Raw genomic sequence first — 20,403 nt, forward strand, 5'->3', positions numbered from 1 at the left:
ATCCGGTTCACTGGTGCAGCGTGGTCTTCATGAGCATCACGTTGTAGTCGGACCACGTGGTGGCGAGAAAGTAGAGGTCCTGCCCCTGCGACCAGGGGTGCATGTACGCGCCGTAGAGTCCCGGAACCTCGTCGGTGCCGATCACGACGTCCGGTGCGCTCCACGGACCGGTCAGGTCCGAGGCCGTCCGCAGCACCAGCGCTCCCCACTCGTTGGAGTACATCGCGACGAACTTTTCGAGATAGTTGTTGTACTGCACCGACAGTTCGCTGACATCCCCGTCGAGAACTACTGCAGCGGCAGCGGGATTGTTGGGGACCCATGCCTTTCCGTCCCAGTATTCGTACGCCGCGACGTCCGCGATGGAGGCTTCCTTGACTCGCGAGAGACGCCCCTCGCCAAAGCGTCCGGCGGGGGTACCGAAGTTGTAGACGTAACCACCGTCCTTGACGAAGGACCCCATCTGGAAGTTGTCGTTACCTGTCAACGGCAGATTGGGCCGGGACGAGGCCGGTTCGATCTGCCAGGTCTCACCGTTGTCGTGCGAGGACGCGATCTGCGAGAAGTTGGTGACCCACTCGCCCGACCCTCCCCACGAACGTATCGACATGTAGTTGACGAACTGAACGCCGCCCACGGAGATACCCGTCGTCGGAATGCTGCTGGTTTCGACGCCGGTGACTTTCAGACTTCCGATGATCTCGCGCGAGTGATTCGGTCGGTCGGTCGGTGAGGAGTCGATGTTCATGCCGTCGGACAGATTTCCGTCGGAGCTACGGAACAGGACGTTGCTGCGCCAGTCGCCGACCACCCCGGAGCACAGAGGATCAGATCCGATACCGACGGTGTCACCGAAAGCTGTCAGGACCTGACCTGCGCCGTTGTCCCACATGATGCCCAGATCCGTGCCGAGAACGTTGAACCGCTCGACGGTTTGGTTGGGGCTGAGCGCGCCCGTGATGTACTCGACCGCCGAGGTGCGGCCTTGCAATTCCGGCAGTTTGCCATCCGTGCCGTTGAGCCAGGGAATCGGATTGGTCGGCCCACCTGATTGATCCAAGCTCCCGGTGACATTGCAATCCCACGGGGATGCATGGGCCTGGGTCGCCCCCAAGACCGCGGTCGACGCGAGTACACACGTCACTGCTGCTGTCGATATCTTCCGCATCCGGCGCATCGCTCCCCTTTCGCGGGGGAGATCCGGACTCTACGAGGTGTGTTGCTCGACCGGATCGGTTCATCCACCCACGAGAACACAAGGTAACAGGTAAATCGGTCAATCAGGACAAAACGGGCTTATTCGGTGGAGATGGATTTCAACCATTTCTCCATCACGGCTGCGGCAATCTCGAGCCCCTGCGACTCGGCTGCACTCAACTGCTGCATGAAGATGCGCGGACCGTCCGCTCCCAGCGAAGCATGCAGCGAATCGCGGTACTCGGCCAGTTCCATCCACTCGCGCGCCACCGCGGAGGACGCTTCGAGGTGAAACTGAACGGCGTAACTCTGCTTGTATCGGAAGAGTTGATTCGGATACTTGGCTGAACCAGCGAGCCGCACCGCGCCGTTCGGAATGTCGAAGGTATCCGAATGCCATTGCATTGCAGGAAATGTGGAGGGCAGATCTCCCCACACGGGATCTTGCCGGCCCTCGACAGTCAAGGTGATCTCCTCAACTCCGACTTCAGGCACAGCGCCCGTGTAGACGCGAGCACCCAGCGCCGCGGCGAGCAACTGCGAACCCAGACACACTCCCCACACCGGGACGTCGCTCTCGACCAGATCGCGAATGTATTCGATCTCGGATGCCAACCACTCGACCTCGCCCTGATCGCCGACGCCCATCGGCCCGCCCATCACGATCACGGCGTCGAACCGTCGATGTGCCGGAAGCGGGTCGGTGCCCAGAAGAACAGTCTGCACGTCTCCGTAGCTCTCCAGGACAGGCGAATACGCCGCTGGGGGTTCACACTGCGCGTGTCGTAGTTCCAGAAAATGCATGTAGGCAATTCCTCTCGAATCCGGTGCCGAAAGCCTATGGTTCTATTCGACATAAGGCACATCGACGGCGTCGGATGTGCTCTGCGCTCGAATCTCCGCTTTCATCGCCCCTTTACCGACAAGGAACGTCTGTGCGCGCACCACACCTCTTTTCGACATCGATTCGCCTGCCCTCAACTGCCGTTCGCATCGGACTCAGCGCATTCGCCTTGGCGTCACTTGCCGCGTGCTCAGGAACAAGCACCGACAGCGAGGCCGAATCAACATCCACCGCGACCACCACTGCAACCTCGACAACTCAACCCACGACGACTCAGGCTCCATTGACCACCTCGGTGATCGGTACGACGAATTCTCCACTGGCCACGACCCCAGTCGCCGCGGAAGTGACGCCCGCTGCAGCTCCCGCGGTCATGCCCAACGTCGTGTGCATGAATCTTCAAGACGCACAGGACACCATTCAGTCGGCCGGAGTCTTCTTCTCCAGAAGTGCTGACGCAACCGGCGCGGGTCGACGCCAACTGGTCGATTCCAACTGGATTGTCGTCGATCAGACACCCTCTGCCGGAAGTCCTTTCGGGGAAATCGAAGCCGTGCTCTCGGCCGTGAAGATCGGCGAACCGAACCCCTGCTGATCGGCTGAGTTCTCGAACTTCGCAATTCCGGCAACACTGCGCCTTACTTGACAACTACCTCCGACCTCCTTCACTGTAGTCAACATTACGAGTATCCAATATATTGGATGCGAAAGGTTGGATTGCAGCATGAAGGTGCCACGAATACGGCAGAGCGCCAGCTCTCCGGCGTCCATGAGCGACCCCGTCATCGGAATACTCGGAGGCATGGGGCCCGCCGCTACTGCCGACTTCTACTCCAAACTCGTTGCGCTGACACCAGGTTCGACGGATCAGGAGCACCCCAAAGTTGTCATCTGGGCCGATCCCACCGTTCCCGACCGGACATTGGCACTCACCGAGAACGGCCCTGACCCCACTCCGTGGCTGATCCGCGGTGCGCGCGTTCTCCGAGAGTCGGGCGCGACGACTCTCGCCATCCCATGCAATACCGCCCACGCCTTCCTGCCCGCCATCTCGTCCCAACTGGGACTTCCCGTCGTCCACATGATCGACGAAGTCGCTCGGCACATCCGGACGCTCTCACCCGCCGTCACATCCGTCGGACTATTGGCCACCACGGGGACGGTCCGCACCGGGTTGTATCAACAATGGCTGTCGGAACACTCGATTGACGTCCTGGTGCCCGGACCTGCGATCCAGGACGAACTGGTGATGCCGGCGATCCGAGCAATCAAGAGCGGCAACGTCGGAGACGAGACCACCGACAAGCTCGTCAGGGCCGCTGATCTTCTCGTCGAATCGGGCGCGCAGGTCGTCGTGGCCGGATGCACCGAGATTCCGCTCGGACTGCCCGCCGACGCCACAACCTGTCAGATCATCGATCCGGCAACAATTCTCGCCCGCGCTCTGCTCCGGCGGGTTGCAGATGCCCGGAGACACCCTTCGATGGTCGTTTCGGGCTGACCTGCAGCAGGGAGGCTGCAGAGTACGATATCCAGTATGTTGCGTGGCGGTAAACCGGTTGAGCGAGCACGAATGAGCGACATCGCTCTCGAACGCATTCGCGAAGCGATCGTCACCGGTGAACTGGCGCCGGGCTCGAAGATCAAGGACAGCGAACTCGCCGAGTATCTGGGACTGAGCAGAACTCCGGTCCGCGAAGCGCTCGCAAGGCTGGTCGACACCGGACTCGTGGAAGCGAAACCCGGTGCGTACACGCGCATCACCACCCTCGACCGCGGCGACGTCGAGGCAACACTCGCAGTCATCGAAGCTCTCGACCAACTGGCCGTCGTCACCGCTGTACCGAATCTCACCGACGAGATGATCGGGGCGATGCGTTCGGCCAACAAGGACTTCGCTGCCGCCGTCAAGCGAAACGACATAGGCCGAGCCCTGACCGCTGACGATCGCCTACACAGCGTCATCATCGATGCTGCGGCGAATCCGCTGTTGAAGAAGCTGATTCATCAGGTTCACCCACAAATTCACCGCATCTACTACCGCAAGTTCTCGAGCCTCCTCGGGAGCCAGGACTCCGTCGATCATCACAACAGACTGATCAAGCTGTGCGCAGACCACGATGCCGAGGCGGCAGCGACGCTGTCAGCCGAACATCGACGCCATCTCGGCGGGCTGATCGGCGAACTTTTCGACGCCGACGAGTTCGCGCTCTCGGACTGACCGAGTCCGGGTACAAGTTTCGGCGCTTGCCTATATTGGTCATTGCCGATATAAATGACGGGTGCATGCATTCGACGTTCTCAGAGACCCAGTGCGGCGACGAATCATGGAACTCCTGTCCGGCGGCGAGCGCTCGGCGGGTCAGATCGCCGAAGTCGTGGCAGCGGAGTTCGGAATCTCGCAACCGACCGCGTCCGGGCACCTGCGAGTACTCCGAGAAAACGGATTCGCCACCGTCCGCAGCGAAGGCACCAGGCGTCTCTATGCCGTCGAGCCCGCGCCATTGCAAGAAGTGGACCAATGGCTCGACGGATTCCGGCAGTTCTGGAGCGGCCCTCTCGACGCATTGGCCACAGAACTCGCACGCGGGAAACGACGCGGCTCGAAGCGGAGCAGATCTTCACAATCGAATTCTTCCGACGAAGGAGACTCACAATGACCGAGATCGCGAACCAGGACACCAGCCTCACCGCGGTGGAGCGGAGCATGGGTAACCGCGACATCGCAGAAGGTTCGGCTCGAACTGCCGTACTCAAGCGCCGCTACAACGCGTCGGTCGACGACGTCTGGGATGCCATCACGACCCCTGACCGCATCAACCGTTTCTTCCTTCCGGTGAGCGGAGACTTCCAGGTGGGCGGCTCGTACGCCTTCGAAGGCCAGGCAAGTGGCGAGATCCTGGCCTGCGACGCCCCACACCTGCTGCGACTGCAGTGGACACCGCCCGGCGATCGCGGATACAGCGATCAGGTCGAGATCCGGCTGACTGCAGACGGCCCCGACGCCACCTGGCTCGAGTTGGAGCACGCCTCCGTAGCCGATGTCTTCCGCAACGACCCGGACACCGGCTGCTACGGCGTCGGAACCGGCTGGGAAGGCCCACTTCACTACCTGGGCGAATACTTGCGCGGCACTCTCCCTGATGCGCCGAGCACCGAGTGGTACACCTTCGACGAAGCAGAGGAGCTTCGTCTGGCCAACTTCCGAGGGTGGGAGTGGGCAAAGATCGAGGCAGAGCACGGCGACCGATAACGCCCAATTCTTCGAAAACGGTCACAGGATGGCCGTTTGCTTTGTATCGTGACCGAGCTGGACGTATGTCCAGCAGTTTTGGTGGCTTCCTTTCGTGCCACACCTGCTTCGGTCCACGAGAAGAGAGCTCCACATGGCGCCACAACCCGTAGTCGACAACGCGGCCACGACGCGACGCACGCACATCATCCGGACAGTTCTCGCTGTCCTCGTCATCGCACCGCTGTCGATTGCGGCGTTCTACATGTGGGCACTGTGGGATCCGGGCGACACGGTCAACCGCTTGCCCGTCGCCATCGTCAACGCCGATGCCGGCACAGAACTCGACGGAACACGTCTGCAAGCCGGCGATGAAGTTGTTGCCGCGCTCGTCGAGAGCGGAGACGTTGCATGGAAGGTCGTCTCGGAACAAGAAGCCGCCGACGGCGTCAACGACGGCACCTATTACTTCTCTGTCGTCATTCCGAAGACTTTCAGCGCGGATGTGGCCAGCGCCGCATCGGGTTCGGGCCGCAAGGCCGAACTCGACGTCTTGTACAACGATTACAACAGTCTGGTCGCCGGCCCGGTCGGTGAAAGCATCATCGCTCAGGTGCGCTCGGCGGTCTCCGAGTCGATCGGCGAGCAGTCCATCGACCAGGTTCTGGTCGGGTTGGGTGAACTCGGAACAGGATTCGGTGAAGCAGCCGCTGGCGCGCAACAACTCTCCGACGGATCCTCCGAGGCACTCGCCGGAACCAACGAGCTCTACGCCGGAAGCAAGGAACTCGCCACCGGCATGGGTGAAGCGAATCAAGGCGGCAAGGAGCTGGCCGCCGGAGCCGGCGAGCTGGCTGCTGGAGCGAACGAAGCTGCTGCAGGCTCGGGCGAGCTGAGCAGCGGACTCAACCAGTTGGTCGGGGGAACCGACGAACTCGGCGCAGGCGCCCGTCAGATCAGCGAAGTGGTCGACATGGTCACCACCCCGGTACTCGACCTCGCGGGGTCCTCGGACGCCGTCGTCGGTCAGATCGACGCCCTCACGTCGATGCTTCGAAACTCGGCCGATCCGGTCTCCGCCGGACTCGTCGAAGCCCTGGGTGGACTGCGGGCTTCCCTGACTGCACAACCGTCGGACGACGACGTGATCGGTCAGCTCGGTCAGCTTCGCGACGGCGCGCGGGAAATCTCGCGGCAGCTCACCGATCCGAGCAGCGACTACCGTGGTGGGCTCCTTGCCGCCGCGGCCGGTGCAGGTGAACTCAACACCGGCCTGGGCCAACTGTCCGACGGTGCAGACCAACTCGCTACCGGTGCACAGGAACTCTCCACCGGGCTGGGGCAGTTGGACACTGGAAGTATTGCGCTCCGTGACGGTCTCGGGCAGCTATCGGCCGGCGTCGGCGAGCTCGACGCGGGCAGCGCGGAACTCGCCACCGGTTTGTCCGACGGTGCCGCCCAGGTGCCGCAGTTCACGGACGACGAGCGCGCCACCACGGCCAATCTTCTCTCGTCCCCGGTTGCCGTCGACGCGCGGAACAACTATCCCGCAGCCGGTTTCGGGCCGGGAGCCGTACCTGCCGTGATCTCGGTGGCACTGTTCCTGTGCGGAATTCTCACGTGGTTCGTCGTCCGCCCACGACGCGGACGTTCACTGAACTCGCACACCAGCGTGGTACGTGAGGGGCTGCGCCGCTACCGCATTCCCGCCCTGGTCACCTTGGTCGCGGCGCTCGTGTTGTCGGTGGTGTCACTGACCGTGGCAAACGTCGAACCACCTAGTGTTCTGGCGATGATCGCAGTGATGATCCTGGTGGGTGCCGCCGCGGTCAGCTCGGGCAGGCTCTTCACCGTTGTGTTCGGAGCCGTCAACGGAACCTTCATCGCTTTGGGCGCCTTGATGATTCAGATCTTCGCCTTCGGCGCGGTGTACCCCATCGAACAGATGCCGACGGTTCTGCAGTGGCTGCACGCCCTGATGCCACTCACGTGGGCGCGCAACGCCATGCGCATGGTCCTTGTCGGATACTACGGCCCGAAATTCTGGGTGGCGGTAATCGCTCTGGCTGCCTTGGTGATCGGAGCCGTCCTGTTCACCATCTGGTGGCGACGGCGACAAGAACCGCCGACCGACGACGACGACGCGCCGATCACCGAGGAGATCGTGTATCTCCAGCAAACGCAAGCGTGAGCCGGATCAGCGAACGAGCGTCGTACGCATCAACATGACGTTGTAGTCGGCCCACGTGGTGGCAAGGAAGTACAGATCCGAACCACTGGACCACGGGTGGATGTATGCGGCGTAGATACCGGGAACCTCGACCAGATTGACCAATGTTTCCGGTGCCGTCCACGGACCGACCGGACTGGGAGCGGTTCGCATTACGATCGAACTGAACGCGTCGGCGTACATCGCCACGAACTTGCCGAGGAACTCGTTGTACTGAACGGAGACCTCACCGATGCGGCCGTCCATGACGGGTACGGCCGCAGCGGGATCGGCAAGGATCCAGCCGTTTCCGTTCCAGTACTCGTAGGCGGAAAGATCGAGGATCGCCCCCTCGGGCACGCGAGAAAGTCGAACCTCGCCGGATCGTCCCGCGGGGGTTCCGTAGTTGTAGACGAACCCGCCGTCCTTCACCATCGAGCTCATCTGGAAGTTCTCGCTACCGGCGACGGGGGCGACACCCGCGGGAAGAACCCCACCGATGTTGGGGCGCAGAGTTTCCGGACGAGTGGTCCACGTTTCGCCGTTGTCCGAGGAGGTGGCAATCTGCGAGTAGTTCGTGCTCCACTGCCCGGCCTCGCCCCAGTTACGCACCGACATGTAGCTCAGATACTGCACACCGTTCACTGCGATGCCGCTCGTGGGGATGCTGGAGGCCTCGACACCCGGAATCTTCAGACCGGAAATGATCTCACGCGCCTGAGCTGTGCCGTCCATCGGCGCACTGTCGATGCGCATACCGTCGGCCAGTACCCGATCCGAGCTGCGGAAGAGTACATTGCTTCGCCACTCGCCCACCAAACCGTCGCAGCCGGGGTTACGACTGAGCCCGGTGGTATCGCCGAAAGCGGTCAGAATCTGCCCCGCACCGTTGTCCCACATGATGCCCAGGTCGGTACCCAGGACATTGAAGCGATCAACGGTCTTGTTTGGACTGTATGTCCCGGTGACCTTTTCGATCGCGGCAGTACGACCGGACAGACCTGGCAACCCTCCGGTGTTGCCGTTGAGCCACGGCGCCGCATTGGCCGGACCACCGCTACTACCGACGCCACTGACTCCGACGCATCCCGGCGCAGCCATCGCCGGCGAAGCCACCGCCGTGAAGGCAGCAGCTGCCAGAGCAGCAACTACCCCGAACACCCCCAACGATCTCCCCGCGCGAAACATGACTCCCCCATGGCCGGGATTGTTGGTGTTGTCGTCGTTCCCCCCGAACCTCGGACAATCTAGCAACTGCAGTCACAGACAACCCAATCAGACAAAGACGCGAAAAGGCCTGAAAGTCATAGTAGTTCAGACTTTCAGGCCTTTTCGGACAGAGAAGATCAGTCAGTAGGTCAGCGCGCTCCGCTCGCACCGCCGTCGAGTGGAATCACCGCGCCGGTCAGATAAGCCCCGGCACGTGAAGCCAGGAAGATGGCAAGACCTGCAGCATCCTGGGGAGTTCCGACCCTGCCCAACGGGACCGAGTCCGCCACAGCCTTTGCACTCTGTTCGTCCTCGAGGAGGAATGCCATCATCTTCGACGGGAACGGGCCCGGCGCAATGGCATTGACCGTGATCTGTTCCCCCGCAAGCGTTGCCGCGAGCTTGCGCGTCAACATGTGCACCGCAGCCTTACTGGCTCCGTACGAGAAGTTCTCCGAACCCGACACCACGAGTCCGTCGATCGATCCGATATTGATCACGCGCGCGGGATCTTCCGCCGTGGCTGCAGACCGCAACTGCGGCAACAGCTTCTGCGTCAGGAGGAAGATTGCCTTGACATTGATGTCGAAAATCTTGTCGAAGCCTGCGGCCGGAAAATCGTCGACGGGAGCTCCCCACGTGGCACCGGCGTTGTTGACCAGTACGTCGAGCGTCGGCGAAATCTCGGCGACCTTCGCAGCGAGGCTCTCGACCCCCTCGTCCGTGGACAGATCGGCCGGATGCGAAATGCAGGTGCCGAACTCCGAAAGCTCTCGCGCGGCTTCGTCACAGGCTTCGGCCTTTCGGGCCGAAATGACGACCGTCGCTCCGCCTTCGACAAACCCGCGAGCGATCATGTATCCGATGCCGCGTGATCCACCGGTGACCACAACGGTCTTGCCACTGACGTCGAACAGTCCCTCGATCAAGCTCATGCGACCTCGAAAAGCCCGGCAGCACCCATACCGCCGCCGATGCACATGGTCACCACCACGAGCTTGGCTCCGCGCCGTTTTCCTTCAAGAAGAGCATGGCCGACCAGACGAGCCCCCGTCATTCCGTACGGATGGCCGACAGAGATACCGCCACCGTCGACGTTGTACTTCTCGGGATCGATCCCGAGCTTGTCGCGGCAGTACAGGGCCTGAGAGGCGAAGGCCTCGTTGAGTTCCCAGAGATCGATGTCGTCGACCTTCAGGCCGTGAAGATCCAGCAGACGCGGAATCGCGAACACCGGTCCGATGCCCATCTCGTCGGGAGCGCAACCCGCGACAGCCATGCCACGGTAGATACCGAGAGGAGCCAACCCGCGGCGTTCCGCCTCGCCTGCCTCCATCAGTACCGATGCCGAAGCGCCGTCGGAGAGCTGAGACGAGTTGCCCGCAGTAATGGACGAATGAGCACTGACAGTCCCGTCGGCCAGAACCGGTCGCAGACTCGACAGCCCTTCCAACGTGGTGGAAGCGCGGTTGCCTTCGTCGCGGGTCAGCGTCACGGACTCGCTGCGGATCTCACCCGTCTCTTTGTCCTGCACTTGCTTGATCGAGGGCAGCGGGACGATCTCGAGATCGAACCGACCTGCGTCCTGGGCCGCTGCGGTCCGCTGCTGCGAGACGAGCGCGAACTCGTCCTGCTGCTCGCGGGTCACTCCGTAGCGCTCGGCGACGATCTCGGCCGTGTGCAGCATCGGCATGTAGATCGACGGCTTGTTTTCCTTCAGCCACGGATCAGCCGCGCGGAAGTTGTTCATGTGATCGTTCTGGACCAACGAGATCGATTCGACGCCGCCGCCGACCGCGATCTGCATTCCGTCGTCCACGATCTGCTTGGCTGCGGTCGCGATGGCCATGAGCCCGGACGAGCACTGACGATCGATCGTCATTCCGGACACCGAGTCCGGAAGCCCGGCCCGCAGCACCGCTTGCCGTGCGACGTTGCCGCCGGAAGATCCCTGCTGCAGCGCGGCGCCGAGGATGACGTCCTCGACCTCGCCGCCCTCGAGGCCCGCGCGCTGAACTGCATTCGAAATGGCATGTGCAGCAAGCTCTTGAGCCTGAGTGTTGTTGAACGCGCCGCGGTACGCCTTACCGATCGGGGTACGGGCGGTGGAAACGATGACAGCTTGCCTCATCGGGGAATCCTTTCGTCGAACACGAAGTGCTGTGCGCCTTTATTAACCGCCGGGGGTTAATAAAGGCGCACAGCAAGAATCAGGGCTGGAACACGACGCGACCGACAGTGGTGCCGTCGCCGAGGCGACCGATACCGTCGGCAACGTCCGTCAACGACAACCGCTCACTGATCAGTGGTTTGACGAAGCCGGCATCGGCGAGCCTGGTGAGCTCAACGTGGCAGTCGTCGATGGCCTGCTGGTTGTAGGCCTTGTACAGCCCCCAGTGCAGTCCGATGATCGAATAGTTCTTGATGAGAGCGTGATTGAGTGCCGGCTGCGGGATCGTGCCACCGGCGAAGCCGATGATGACGATCCGTCCCTCGAAGGCGATGCACTTGGTGGACTTCGCGTATGCGTCGCCGCCGACCGGATCGAAGACCACGTCGGCGCCCTTGCCGCCGGTGAACTCCTTGACCGCTGCCACGAAGTCCTCACTGTGACGGTCTACGACGAGGTCCGCGCCGAGCTTGCGCGCGTACTCGGCCTTGTCCGGGCCGCCGACGACACCGATCACCTTGGCGCCTGCCGCCTTGCCGAGTTGCACTGCCGCACTACCGACACCACCCGCAGCAGCGTGGACCAACAACGTCTCACCCTCGAGCAGTTGGGTGCGGCGATGCAGAGCGAACCACGCTGTCTGATAGCCGATGCTCAGAGCGGATGCTTCCGCGTCGTCGAGAGCCGACGGCGCCGGGAACGTGTTGTTCTGATCCAGTACCGAGTACTCGGCAAATCCGCCGGACGGCAGACTCGGATTACCGATCACCCGGTCCCCCACTGCGAATTTGGTCACCGATTCACCGACCGAGACCACTTCACCACACAGTTCGACACCGGGTGTGAAGGGCAGCGGCGGCTTGATCTGGTACTCACCGCGGCACATGAGGACGTCGGGGAAGTTGGCCGGAGCCGCCAGCACCTTGACCAACATCTCCGTCGCATTCGGGGTGGGATCCGCGGTCTCCTCCAGCGCGAGCACATCGCGGGGTTGACCGAGTTCGTTGACGCGCCAAGCCTTCACAGCAATTCTCCAGACAGATAGTGGGTGAGTTTCAGGACGAGATCGGGAGGTCGACCAACTCGGCGAGGCGTGCCCGATGCTGATACGCGGTTCCCAGCGACAGCTGATCGCTCTTCGCCCGTTTGAGGTACAGGTGCGCCGGATACTCCCACGTCATTCCGATACCACCATGAAGTTGGACGCACTCCTCCGCAGCATGAACCGCGACGCCGCTGCAGAATGCCTGGGCCACCGTCGCTGCGATCGCCGCATCGGCGTCGCCGCGTGCATAGGTGTCCGCCGCATAGCGTGCTGCCGCGCCCGAAGAGCTGACTTCGAGCCAGAGATCGGCGAGGCGGTGCTTGATCGCCTGGTACGAACCGATCGCCCGGCCGAACTGCTTGCGCTCCTTCACATACGCGAGAGTCGTTTCGAGGCACCACTGAGCTACAGCGAACTGTTCGGACGCCAGAAGTGCGCTTCCGCAGAGCAACGCTTCCTCAACCGCTTGCGCCGCATTGCCGCTGTCGACACGGACCGACGACGAACCCGAGAACTCGACGTCCGCCAATCGGCGCGTCATGTCCAGGGACAGAACCGGCGTGACGGTAGCGTCGGCGATCCGAACGGTGTGCAGCTCCAGACCGCTCTCACCGGCAACCGGAACAACAAGAACATCGGACTCGGCGACGCCGGCAACCGTCGTGACGCTGCCGACGAGTCCACTCGCCGTTGCCTTGACAGTGGGTGTGAAAGTTCCTGGTGCAGTGGACATCGGGACGATCAGAGCAGCCGTCGAATCCCCCGCCGCCAATTGACCGAGCACCTCGGTCTCGCCGGCCTTCAGCAACGCCGTGGTCGCCAGCACAGCGCTGGTGAAGAACGGAACGGGAGCGACCGCACGTCCGATCTCCTCCATCACGACCGCCGCCTCACGCGTCGACGCACCTGCCCCGCCCAGTTCTTCGGGTACCAGCAGTCCCGCCAAACCGAGTTCCGACGCCAGCGACTTCCACAGCCCGGTGAAGTCGGCGGACACGTCGTCGTACGCCGTGACCACGGTGTCGGCACCGGCACGCTCGCTCAGCAGTCGTCTGACGCTGGCTCGCAGATCTTGTTCGGTCTCGGAGTACAACAGATCGGCGCTCATCGGGGTAAGTCCTTCCAGGCGATGTCCTTGTCGACGCGATGCTCGGGCGGCAACCCGAGTACACGTTCTGCGATGACGTTGCGCAGGATCTCCGACGTTCCGCCCTCGATCGAATTGCCCTTGGCTCGCAGGTACCGGTATCCGGGTTCACGCCCGGTGAAGTCGACGGAATCCGGTCGACGCAGCGTCCAGTCGTCGTAGCGCAGACCGGCTTCGCCGTGCAGCTCGAGGTCGAAACCCGAAATCTGCTGAGCCAAACCGGCAAACGCGAGCTTCATTCCCGAGCCTTCGGGGCCGGGCTGGCCGGCGGCGAGCTGCTGGCGCAGTCGCTCACCGGTCAGACGCGCAACTTCGGATTCGGTCCAGAGCCGCATCAACTCGTCGTGCATCGCCGGATTACGCAGCTCGGGCTCGTCACGCCAGGCCTGAGCGACCTTTCCGATCATGCCTCCCTCACGCGGTGCGCCCGAACCGATGGCAACACGCTCGTTGTTCAGGGTGGTGGTCGCAACCTTCCACCCCTGGCCTTCGGCTCCGAGGCGATTGGCGTCCGGAATCCTGACGTCCGTGAGGAATACCTCGTTGAATTCGGCCTCGCCGGTGATCTGACGCAGCGGCCGGACATCGACGCCCGGATCGGTCATGTCGCAGATGAAGTAGCTCAGACCCGCATGCTTGGAACGTGACGGATCGGTCCTGGCCACGAGAATCGCCAGCTGCGCATTCTGCGCGCCCGACGTCCATACCTTCTGCCCGTTGACTATCCAGTCGTCGCCGTCGCGGACGGCGCGGGTAGCGACGGCCGCGAGGTCCGAACCTGCGCCCGGTTCACTGAACAGCTGGCAGTAGACCGTCTCCGCAGTCCACAACGGGCGCAGGAACTTCTGCTTCTGCTCCTCGGTGCCGAAGGCAGCGATGGTCGGTGCCGCCATGCCCAGTCCGATCCCGTTCTTGCCGGTGGCCGGGCCCGGTGCACCGGCGGCCTCCAGCTGAGCGTTCACCTGACGCTGAAAGCTCTGCGGTACACCGAGTCCCCCATGACCTTCGGGGAAATGAACCCACGCCAGTCCGGCGTCGAATCGTGCGCCGAGGAAATTCGATACCGACACGCTGCTCGGATCGTTCTCCGCGAGAAGCGTGTTCACCTTTTCGGTGAGATCACGCGATACTGCCTCTTCGTCGAAAGCCATGCCCATTCCTTCGGTTCGAGCGGTGAGCGGACGGTCAGTCCTTCGGTCCACCGGCGACGTAGACGACCTGACCGGAAACGAAACCCGCGCCTTCGCTGACGAAGAACGACGCGGTGTGCGCGATGTCCTCGGGCTGACCGACACGGTTGACCGGAATCTGCGAAGCGGCAGCGGTCTTGAAGTCCTCGAAGCCGACGCCCATGCGCTCGGCCGTTGCGGCGGTCATCTCGGTTTCGATGAATCCGGGGGCAATAGCGTTCGCGGTCACGCCGAACTTGCCCAGCTCGAAGGCCAATGTCTTGGTGAAGCCCTGCATTCCGGCCTTCGCAGCGGAGTAGTTGACCTGTCCACGATTACCGAGAGCCGACGTGCTCGAGAGGTTCACGATGCGGCCGAACTTCGCTTCCACCATGTACTTCTGCACCGCACGCGACATGAGGAACGCTCCGCGCAGGTGGACGTTCATCACCGAATCCCACTCGGCAACACTCATCTTGAACAGAAGGTTGTCGCGAGTGATACCGGCATTGTTGATCAGCACGGTAGGTGCACCCAGGTCTGCGGCCACACGATCCACCGCTGCGGCGACCGAAGCCTCGTCGGAGACGTCAGCGCCGACGGCCAGCGCCTGTCCGCCTGCGGCCTTGATCGCGTCGACGGTTCCGGCACACGCCGCTTCGTCGAGGTCGAGCACGGCGACGGCAAAACCGTCTTCCGACAGTCGCTTCGCTACTGCCGCACCGATTCCGCGTGCTGCACCCGTGACAATTGCGGTTCTACGTTCCTGGCTCACTGGCCCTCCATACTTTCGTGATTCGACGGACACCGGACGATCTCGTCAGATCCCGGCCTGATCTGCAATTTCCCTGGCTTTGGCGACCAAGGCGTCAATACGTTCCACGGTGGGAGTTCCGCTCTCGGCGGCATTCTGCGGTTCGTCGCGGGCGCGACGCATCACGCCCTCGGCGATCACGGCAATCTTCCACAGTCCCAACGTGTGCCAGAACTTCAGCGCAGCAGGATCCCGTCCGGTGGCCTCGAGATAGATCCGGGAGATCTCCTCTCGCGAGGGGAATCCCGGGAGTGCCGACGCCGGGAAATCGCCGCCGGTATTCTCACCAGCCGCCGGCCAGTACGCCAACAAGCTTCCGACGTCCGCCAACGGATCACCGAGTGTGCACAGTTCCCAGTCGAGGGCCGCGACAACTTCGCCGTTGCTCGCCGAGGTGATCACATTGCGTAGGTGAAAGTCGCCGTGCACCAACGTGGTTTCAGTGTGATCCGGCTGGGCTGCAATCAGGCGTCGGGTGAGATCGTCGAGATCAGGGCATTCCCGCGTCTTCGACTGTTCCCATTGACCTCCCCAACGCTTCAACTGCCGTGCAGCGTAGGGCTTGTGGCTTGCCAGGTCGTCGAGACCGGCCTGCTCGAGGTCGACGGCGTGTATCTTCGCCAGCGTCTGAGCGAGCGAGATTCCGATTGCCCGGCGACGATCTTCCGACAACGCCTCCGCAAGAGGCATTCGGTCCACCACTTCGCCGTCCACGAATTCCATGAGGAGCAGCGGAACTTCGGTGACGGCAGGATCCTCGGTCAACCCGAATACTCGCGGCGAAGGCACGTCGGTGGATTCGAGAGCGCTCAGGATTCGAGCCTCACGCGCCACGTCGTGAGCCGAGGCCAGCAGATGCCCCAGCGGTGGGCGTCGTAGCACCCAGCGATTGCCGTCCTGATCGCGAACCAGGTACGTGAGATTCGACTGCCCCAAGCCGATTCGATCGAAGGACAACGGCCCGGAAAAGTCGATCCCCAGGCCTGCGATCCACCCGGTGACCGCTTCGGTATCGAGTCCCACTACTCCGACGCTAGCCACCGACGGACGCTCCCTGCCGGAACGGGAGTGCGTCACCCAACAACTGGCCACCGTCGATGGTCATGATCTCGCCGGTGATCCACTGGGCTGCATCCGAAACCAGGAAGGCAATGGCAGCGGCCACGTCCTCGGGTTCACCGATGCGTCCGAGAGCAGTCGACGCGGACACCGCTTCTTCGTGTTCTTTCCACAGAGCTTCGGCGAGTTTGGTTCTCACCACTCCCGGCGCAACGGCGTTGACACGAATCTTCGGTGACAACTCGAGCGCCAACTGCTTGGTGATGTGGATCAGAGCAGCCTTCGACGCGTTGTACGTACCGATTCCCGCCTCGAACGCCATGCCGCCGATCGAAGCGGTGTTGACCACGGAACCACCGTGCTCGCCCATCCAGGCCCGCGCTGCGAGTCCGGTCCACAGGACTGGAGCCCACACGTTGACGTCGAAAGTCTTGGCGAAGCGCGAGTGATCCTGGTTGATGATCGGCCCGAACGACGGGTTGGTGCCCGCGTTGTTCACCAAGATGTCGAGACTGCCGAAACGCTCGATCGTCTGCTCGACGCACTTGCGTGCAGCATCCTCGTCCGTCGCGTGAGCGCCGACGCCGATCGCGTTGCCGTTCACCTGCGCGGCAGCCGCATCTGCGGATTCCTGTGAGCGCGAAGTCAGTACGACGTTTCCGCCCGCCGCCGCAATCGCCTGCGCGGTCGCGAGGCCGATGCCCCGCGATGCGCCTGTGACGATTGCCGTCTTACCGGTGAGATCCAGTCCTGCCATGTCAGTTCGCCTTGACTTCGCGGTACTTGCGCAGTTCCTGCTTGGCGATGGCGCGCTTGTGCACCTCGTCCGGGCCGTCGGCCAGGCGAAGGGTGCGCATGTGGGCGTAAGCCATCGCGAGCGGGAAGTCGTCGGTGACGCCGCCACCGCCGTGAACCTGGATGGCGCGGTCGATGATCTTGAGCGCGATGTTCGGTGCCGCAACCTTGATGGCTGCGATCTCGGTGCGCGCTTCCTTGTTGCCCACCGTGTCCATCATGTGTGCCGCCTTGAGCGTGAGGAGTCGAACCATCTCGATGTCGATACGAGCCTCGGCGATCCAGTCCTGGATATTCGCGTTGTCACTGACGGGCTTTCCGAAGGTGATGCGGGTGGATGCGCGCTTGCACATCAGTTCCAGTGCGCGCTCGGCCATTCCGATTGCACGCATGCAGTGGTGGATGCGGCCGGGGCCGAGGCGGGCCTGGCTGATCGCGAATCCTTCACCCTCACCGGCGAGAATGTCCTTGGCCGGGACGCGCACGTCCTCGAAAGTGATCTCGCCGTGTCCTTCGCGGTCCTGGTAGCCGAAAACCGGCAGGTTGCGCAGGATCGTGACGCCGGGAGCATCGATCGGCACGACCATCATCGACTGCTGACGGTGGGTGGCGGCATTGAAGTCGGTCTTACCCATGACGATCAGAACCTTGCAGTTCTGGTGCAAGGCGTTGGAAGCGAACCACTTACGGCCGTTCAGCACGTACTCGTCGCCGTCACGGTCCATACGGAGCTGGATGTTGGTGGCGTCGGAGCTGGCAACCTCGGGCTCGGTCATCGCGAAAGCGGAACGAATTTCGCCTTCGAGAAGCGGCTTGAGGTACTTCTCCTTGTGCTCGTCGGTGCCGAAGAGCGTGAGCACCTCCATGTTTCCCGTGTCCGGAGCGGCGCAGTTGGTGGCCTCGGAGGCCAGGTGGCTGCGGCCCATGATCTCCGCGAGCGGTGCGTATTCCAGGTTGGTCAGGCCGGGGCCCCATTCGGGATGGGGATGGAAGAGGTTCCACAGCCCGCGGGCCTTGGCTTCCTTCTTCAAGTCGTCGATGATCGGCGGCTGAAAGTGCGGGTTACCGGACTCACGCATCTGCTCTTCGTAGACCGCTTCGGCCGGGTAAACGTGCTTGTCCATGAAATCGAGCAGTTCGGCCTGGTACTTCTTGGTGCGATCCGAGAACTCAAACACTGACATGTGAACTCCTGACAGAGAGGGAAGGAAAATTGGGGGCTCGATGTTCGAGATGGCTGTTGACACCCTCGACGACATCCGGGCCGTGAAATGCGTTCAGCATCAGCGATTCCGCACGCCTGGCGGAATCGGTGAAGGTCGAGTGCGCGTCGGCACTCATCTGAGATTTGATGACGAAGAGGGACGTCGGCGAGCAGTTCGCCGCGATGTCCTCGGCGTAAGCAATCGCCGCATCCAGAACGTCACCGCCGGTGACCAGGTGGTCGATCAGACCGATGCGGTACGCCTCGTCGGCGTCCACCATCCGGCTGGAAAGCAGAAGATCGACTGCTCGACTGTGCCCGACCAAGCGGGGCAACATCCAGGAGATGCCGTACTCCGCAATCAGGCCTCGACGCGCGAACGCGGTAGTGAATCGTGTTGCGCTCGAACCGAAACGAACGTCGCAGTACAGAGCCTCGACCATTCCGAGCCCGGCAGCGACGCCGTTGACGGCGGCGATCAGCGGCTTGCGGATGGTGGTCGGGAAATGACGGTCTCGCGGCCGGACAAGATCACTTTCGGAGACTTCGCCGACGTTCTTCAAATTGCCGAGGTCAGCACCCGAGCAGAATCCTCGGCCGGAGCCGGTGACAACAATTGCTCGGACACTGGGATCTTCGTCTGCCACGGCCAGAAAGTCGTAGTACTGATCTTCGAGCTCGTTGGTCCACGCGTTGAGAACGCGGGGCCGATTGAATGTCAGAACCAGCACCGCTCCTCTCTGCTCGGAGAGGACGAGTTCCTCGGTCATCGTGTTCCCGCGAGGAGCGACGCCTGGTACCGGCGCATCCCGCGCAGCCAACGGTCGTAGTCGGCGCCCTTCTGCCGGTACATGTCCAGCACGTTCTTGTGCGGAAGGATGAGAAATTCTTCGGCATCCACTGCCGCAAGAACGATTTCGGCGCATTCGGCAGGCTCGAGAACATTGCCTGCCGCAAGCACGGCTCCGGTTGCGGCCTTGCCGACCGGATCGCCGGAGTTCTCACCTTCGTAGAGAAGCTTGGTGTTGACGCCCATCGGGCACAGGCAACTGACGCGAACACCCTGATCTCCGTAGGTGATCGAGAGCCACTCGGCAAACGCGACCGCGGCATGTTTGGTCACCGAGTACGCGGCGGACCCGACCTGACTGAGCAAGCCGGCCGCAGAGGCCGTGCTGATGAAGTAGCCCTCCCCGCGCTCCGTCCAGCCGGGGACGAGGAGCCTGGCAGCGCGAATGTGGGCGCGAACGTTGACGTCGATCGTCGTGTCCCAGACGTCTTCACTGATGTCGAGGCCCATGCCACCGGTGACGCCGGCATTGGCGAAGTAGAGGTCGACCGGGCCGAATTCCTTTTCCGCCTGCGCGATCAGGCCCGCAATGACCGTCTCGTCGGAGACGTCGCCACCGGCAGACACGGCCGCTCCGGGACGCTCCGCGTTGATCGCCTCTGCTACTGCCGAAGCTGCTGCCCCGTCCAGGTCAGCCACTACGACGCGAGCACCCTCGGCAGCCAGTCGCTCGGCCAGTGCACCGCCGATTCCCCCGCCGCCACCGGTGACAATTGCTACCTTCTGGGCAACCTTCATGAGCGATTCCTCTCGCTTGCGTCATACCTACGCGCTGACAGTGATCCACGTCTCCCCTCATGTATAGTTGAATCCGGCGTCAGTTTCAACCGTCGAATCGCGACGGTCACCCGAACGGCCCGTTCCGTCCTCCTGAACTGCGAGTAAAGGGATAACGATGACTGAAAACCAATTGCCCGTCCGCCCGTCCACCTTCGCCGAGCTCGAGAAGCTCATCGGCCAGGAACTTGGCCCGACGGAGTGGTACGACATCACCCAGGAGCGCATCAACGCGTTCGCCGAAGCCACAAACGATCATCAGTGGATTCATGTCGACCCGGAACGAGCCGCATCGAGCCCGCTCGGCAGCACGATCGCGCACGGACTCTTCAGCCTCTCACTGGGACCCCAGTTCTCCTACCAACTCATCCACTTCGACGGCTTCGCCCACAGCCTCAATTACGGCTACGACAAGGTTCGCTTCCCCGCTCCCGTTCCCGTGGGATCCCGGGTCCGCATGCGCGCAACCGTCGTGTCCGCGGAGCAGTTGCCCGGCGGAATCCAAGTGAAGATGAGCCAGGTGGTCGAGCGCGAGGGTTCCGACAAGCCCGTCGTGGTCGCCGAATCCGTCGCTCGCGTCGTCGAAAAGAGCTGAACCGAAAAGAGCTGAACCGAAAAGAGCTGAACCGAGACTGGGACGCCCGGCCGCTCGAACATCGATGCAGCCGGGGCGGCCCACCTC

At 62.6% G+C, this 20,403-nt stretch carries 21 protein-coding genes; 7 read left to right on the plus strand and 14 right to left on the minus strand.

All coding sequences use genetic code 11. The features are described 5' to 3' along the window. Nucleotides 1-7 precede the first annotated feature (7 nt). Both P0M12_RS09325 and P0M12_RS09330 read right to left on the minus strand, forming a co-directional pair. Nucleotides 8-1,177, minus strand: a complete 1,170-nt coding sequence (locus P0M12_RS09325) for a DUF4185 domain-containing protein (RefSeq protein ID WP_039973189.1) — start codon at nucleotides 1,175-1,177, stop codon at nucleotides 8-10. A gap of 119 nt (nucleotides 1,178-1,296) precedes the next feature. Further along, nucleotides 1,297-1,923 carry a type 1 glutamine amidotransferase gene (locus P0M12_RS09330; RefSeq protein WP_007730853.1) on the minus strand — a complete coding sequence of 209 codons (627 nt, stop codon included), beginning with the start codon at nucleotides 1,921-1,923 and terminating at the stop codon, nucleotides 1,297-1,299. Nucleotides 1,924-2,132: 209 nt separating this feature from the next. On the opposite strand from P0M12_RS09330, the gene P0M12_RS09335 reads away from it, so the two are divergent. The 6 genes from P0M12_RS09335 (at nucleotide 2,133) to P0M12_RS09360 (ending at nucleotide 7,464) form a co-directional block, all read left to right on the plus strand. Next, nucleotides 2,133-2,636, plus strand: coding sequence for a PASTA domain-containing protein (locus P0M12_RS09335; protein WP_007730851.1), 504 nt, complete (start codon nucleotides 2,133-2,135; stop codon nucleotides 2,634-2,636). Nucleotides 2,637-2,765: 129 nt separating this feature from the next. Next, nucleotides 2,766-3,542, plus strand: a complete 777-nt coding sequence (locus P0M12_RS09340) for an amino acid racemase (RefSeq protein ID WP_223304559.1) — start codon at nucleotides 2,766-2,768, stop codon at nucleotides 3,540-3,542. A gap of 36 nt (nucleotides 3,543-3,578) precedes the next feature. Next, nucleotides 3,579-4,262, plus strand: a complete 684-nt coding sequence (locus P0M12_RS09345) for a GntR family transcriptional regulator (RefSeq protein ID WP_003942830.1) — start codon at nucleotides 3,579-3,581, stop codon at nucleotides 4,260-4,262. Nucleotides 4,263-4,323: 61 nt separating this feature from the next. Then, nucleotides 4,324-4,701 carry a metalloregulator ArsR/SmtB family transcription factor gene (locus tag P0M12_RS09350; protein WP_042446273.1) on the plus strand — a complete coding sequence of 126 codons (378 nt, stop codon included), beginning with the start codon at nucleotides 4,324-4,326 and terminating at the stop codon, nucleotides 4,699-4,701. Next, the gene (locus tag P0M12_RS09355; protein WP_042446276.1) at nucleotides 4,698-5,294 is read left to right on the plus strand and encodes an SRPBCC domain-containing protein; all 597 of its coding nucleotides are present in this window, start codon (nucleotides 4,698-4,700) and stop codon (nucleotides 5,292-5,294) included. Before P0M12_RS09350 ends, P0M12_RS09355 begins: the two co-directional genes overlap by 4 nt. A 133-nt stretch (nucleotides 5,295-5,427) precedes the next feature. Then, complete coding sequence (locus P0M12_RS09360; RefSeq protein ID WP_042446279.1) at nucleotides 5,428-7,464, plus strand: YhgE/Pip domain-containing protein; 2,037 nt, start codon at nucleotides 5,428-5,430, stop codon at nucleotides 7,462-7,464. 6 nt (nucleotides 7,465-7,470) lie between these two features. Here the strand turns inward: P0M12_RS09360 and P0M12_RS09365 are convergent, their stop codons facing one another. From P0M12_RS09365 to P0M12_RS09420, 12 genes are all read right to left on the minus strand, one after another. Next, nucleotides 7,471-8,643, minus strand: a complete 1,173-nt coding sequence (locus P0M12_RS09365; protein ID WP_277377621.1) for a DUF4185 domain-containing protein — start codon at nucleotides 8,641-8,643, stop codon at nucleotides 7,471-7,473. 197 nt (nucleotides 8,644-8,840) lie between these two features. After that, entirely contained in the window at nucleotides 8,841-9,626 is a 786-nt protein-coding gene (locus P0M12_RS09370; RefSeq protein WP_007730838.1) for a RhlG family 3-oxoacyl-ACP reductase, read from the minus strand. Further along, nucleotides 9,623-10,822, minus strand: coding sequence for an acetyl-CoA C-acyltransferase (locus P0M12_RS09375; RefSeq protein WP_007730836.1), 1,200 nt, complete (start codon nucleotides 10,820-10,822; stop codon nucleotides 9,623-9,625). Before P0M12_RS09375 ends, P0M12_RS09370 begins: the two co-directional genes overlap by 4 nt. Before the next feature lie 79 nt (nucleotides 10,823-10,901). Beyond that, entirely contained in the window at nucleotides 10,902-11,885 is a 984-nt protein-coding gene (locus P0M12_RS09380) for an NADPH:quinone oxidoreductase family protein (RefSeq protein ID WP_042446288.1), read from the minus strand. A gap of 31 nt (nucleotides 11,886-11,916) precedes the next feature. Further along, entirely contained in the window at nucleotides 11,917-13,014 is a 1,098-nt protein-coding gene (locus P0M12_RS09385; RefSeq protein WP_007730833.1) for an acyl-CoA dehydrogenase family protein, read from the minus strand. Continuing rightward, nucleotides 13,011-14,204 (minus strand): acyl-CoA dehydrogenase family protein, encoded by a 1,194-nt coding sequence (locus tag P0M12_RS09390; RefSeq protein ID WP_076948641.1) that lies wholly within the window; start codon nucleotides 14,202-14,204, stop codon nucleotides 13,011-13,013. The genes P0M12_RS09385 and P0M12_RS09390 overlap by 4 nt, the downstream gene beginning before the upstream one ends. 34 nt (nucleotides 14,205-14,238) lie before the next feature. Beyond that, complete coding sequence (gene fabG / locus P0M12_RS09395) at nucleotides 14,239-14,997, minus strand: 3-oxoacyl-ACP reductase FabG (RefSeq protein ID WP_042446291.1); 759 nt, start codon at nucleotides 14,995-14,997, stop codon at nucleotides 14,239-14,241. Between the two features lie 45 nt (nucleotides 14,998-15,042). Next, on the minus strand, nucleotides 15,043-16,077 hold the full coding sequence (locus tag P0M12_RS09400) for a phosphotransferase family protein (RefSeq protein ID WP_039973187.1): 1,035 nt from the start codon (nucleotides 16,075-16,077) through the stop codon (nucleotides 15,043-15,045). Next, nucleotides 16,070-16,852, minus strand: a complete 783-nt coding sequence (locus P0M12_RS09405; RefSeq protein ID WP_007730827.1) for an SDR family oxidoreductase — start codon at nucleotides 16,850-16,852, stop codon at nucleotides 16,070-16,072. The genes P0M12_RS09400 and P0M12_RS09405 overlap by 8 nt, the downstream gene beginning before the upstream one ends. Nucleotide 16,853: 1 nt before the next feature. Beyond that, nucleotides 16,854-18,074: an acyl-CoA dehydrogenase family protein gene (locus tag P0M12_RS09410; protein WP_019745701.1), complete on the minus strand. Its 1,221-nt coding sequence runs from the start codon at nucleotides 18,072-18,074 to the stop codon at nucleotides 16,854-16,856. Then, nucleotides 18,061-18,864: an enoyl-CoA hydratase-related protein gene (locus P0M12_RS09415; protein WP_042446294.1), complete on the minus strand. Its 804-nt coding sequence runs from the start codon at nucleotides 18,862-18,864 to the stop codon at nucleotides 18,061-18,063. Before P0M12_RS09415 ends, P0M12_RS09410 begins: the two co-directional genes overlap by 14 nt. Further along, on the minus strand, nucleotides 18,861-19,682 hold the full coding sequence (locus P0M12_RS09420; RefSeq protein WP_003942864.1) for an SDR family oxidoreductase: 822 nt from the start codon (nucleotides 19,680-19,682) through the stop codon (nucleotides 18,861-18,863). Before P0M12_RS09420 ends, P0M12_RS09415 begins: the two co-directional genes overlap by 4 nt. A gap of 157 nt (nucleotides 19,683-19,839) precedes the next feature. Here P0M12_RS09420 and P0M12_RS09425 point away from each other — a divergent pair, with 157 nt between their 5' ends. Beyond that, nucleotides 19,840-20,316 (plus strand): MaoC family dehydratase, encoded by a 477-nt coding sequence (locus tag P0M12_RS09425; RefSeq protein ID WP_003942878.1) that lies wholly within the window; start codon nucleotides 19,840-19,842, stop codon nucleotides 20,314-20,316. Nucleotides 20,317-20,403: the final 87 nt, after the last annotated feature.

Origin of the sequence: Rhodococcus sp. RCBS9, assembly GCF_029457415.1 — a bacterium.
In the GTDB taxonomy this organism is placed as follows: Bacteria; Actinomycetota; Actinomycetes; order Mycobacteriales; family Mycobacteriaceae; genus Rhodococcus_F; species Rhodococcus_F qingshengii.

Bases quoted from the DNA above. Each gene is read 5' to 3' on its own strand.
- P0M12_RS09325 (WP_039973189.1), bottom strand. From the start codon at position 1,177: ATGCGCCGGATGCGGAAGATATCGACAGCAGCAGTGACGTGTGTACTC.
- P0M12_RS09340 (WP_223304559.1), top strand. From the start codon at position 2,766: ATGAAGGTGCCACGAATACGGCAGAGCGCCAGCTCTCCGGCGTCCATG.
- P0M12_RS09345 (WP_003942830.1), top strand. From the start codon at position 3,579: ATGTTGCGTGGCGGTAAACCGGTTGAGCGAGCACGAATGAGCGACATC.
- P0M12_RS09355 (WP_042446276.1), top strand. From the start codon at position 4,698: ATGACCGAGATCGCGAACCAGGACACCAGCCTCACCGCGGTGGAGCGG.
- P0M12_RS09360 (WP_042446279.1), top strand. From the start codon at position 5,428: ATGGCGCCACAACCCGTAGTCGACAACGCGGCCACGACGCGACGCACG.
- P0M12_RS09370 (WP_007730838.1), bottom strand. From the start codon at position 9,626: ATGAGCTTGATCGAGGGACTGTTCGACGTCAGTGGCAAGACCGTTGTG.
- P0M12_RS09375 (WP_007730836.1), bottom strand. From the start codon at position 10,822: ATGAGGCAAGCTGTCATCGTTTCCACCGCCCGTACCCCGATCGGTAAG.
- P0M12_RS09385 (WP_007730833.1), bottom strand. From the start codon at position 13,014: ATGAGCGCCGATCTGTTGTACTCCGAGACCGAACAAGATCTGCGAGCC.
- P0M12_RS09390 (WP_076948641.1), bottom strand. From the start codon at position 14,204: ATGGCTTTCGACGAAGAGGCAGTATCGCGTGATCTCACCGAAAAGGTG.
- P0M12_RS09405 (WP_007730827.1), bottom strand. From the start codon at position 16,852: ATGGCAGGACTGGATCTCACCGGTAAGACGGCAATCGTCACAGGCGCA.
- P0M12_RS09410 (WP_019745701.1), bottom strand. From the start codon at position 18,074: ATGTCAGTGTTTGAGTTCTCGGATCGCACCAAGAAGTACCAGGCCGAA.
- P0M12_RS09415 (WP_042446294.1), bottom strand. From the start codon at position 18,864: ATGACCGAGGAACTCGTCCTCTCCGAGCAGAGAGGAGCGGTGCTGGTT.
- P0M12_RS09420 (WP_003942864.1), bottom strand. From the start codon at position 19,682: ATGAAGGTTGCCCAGAAGGTAGCAATTGTCACCGGTGGCGGCGGGGGA.
- P0M12_RS09425 (WP_003942878.1), top strand. From the start codon at position 19,840: ATGACTGAAAACCAATTGCCCGTCCGCCCGTCCACCTTCGCCGAGCTC.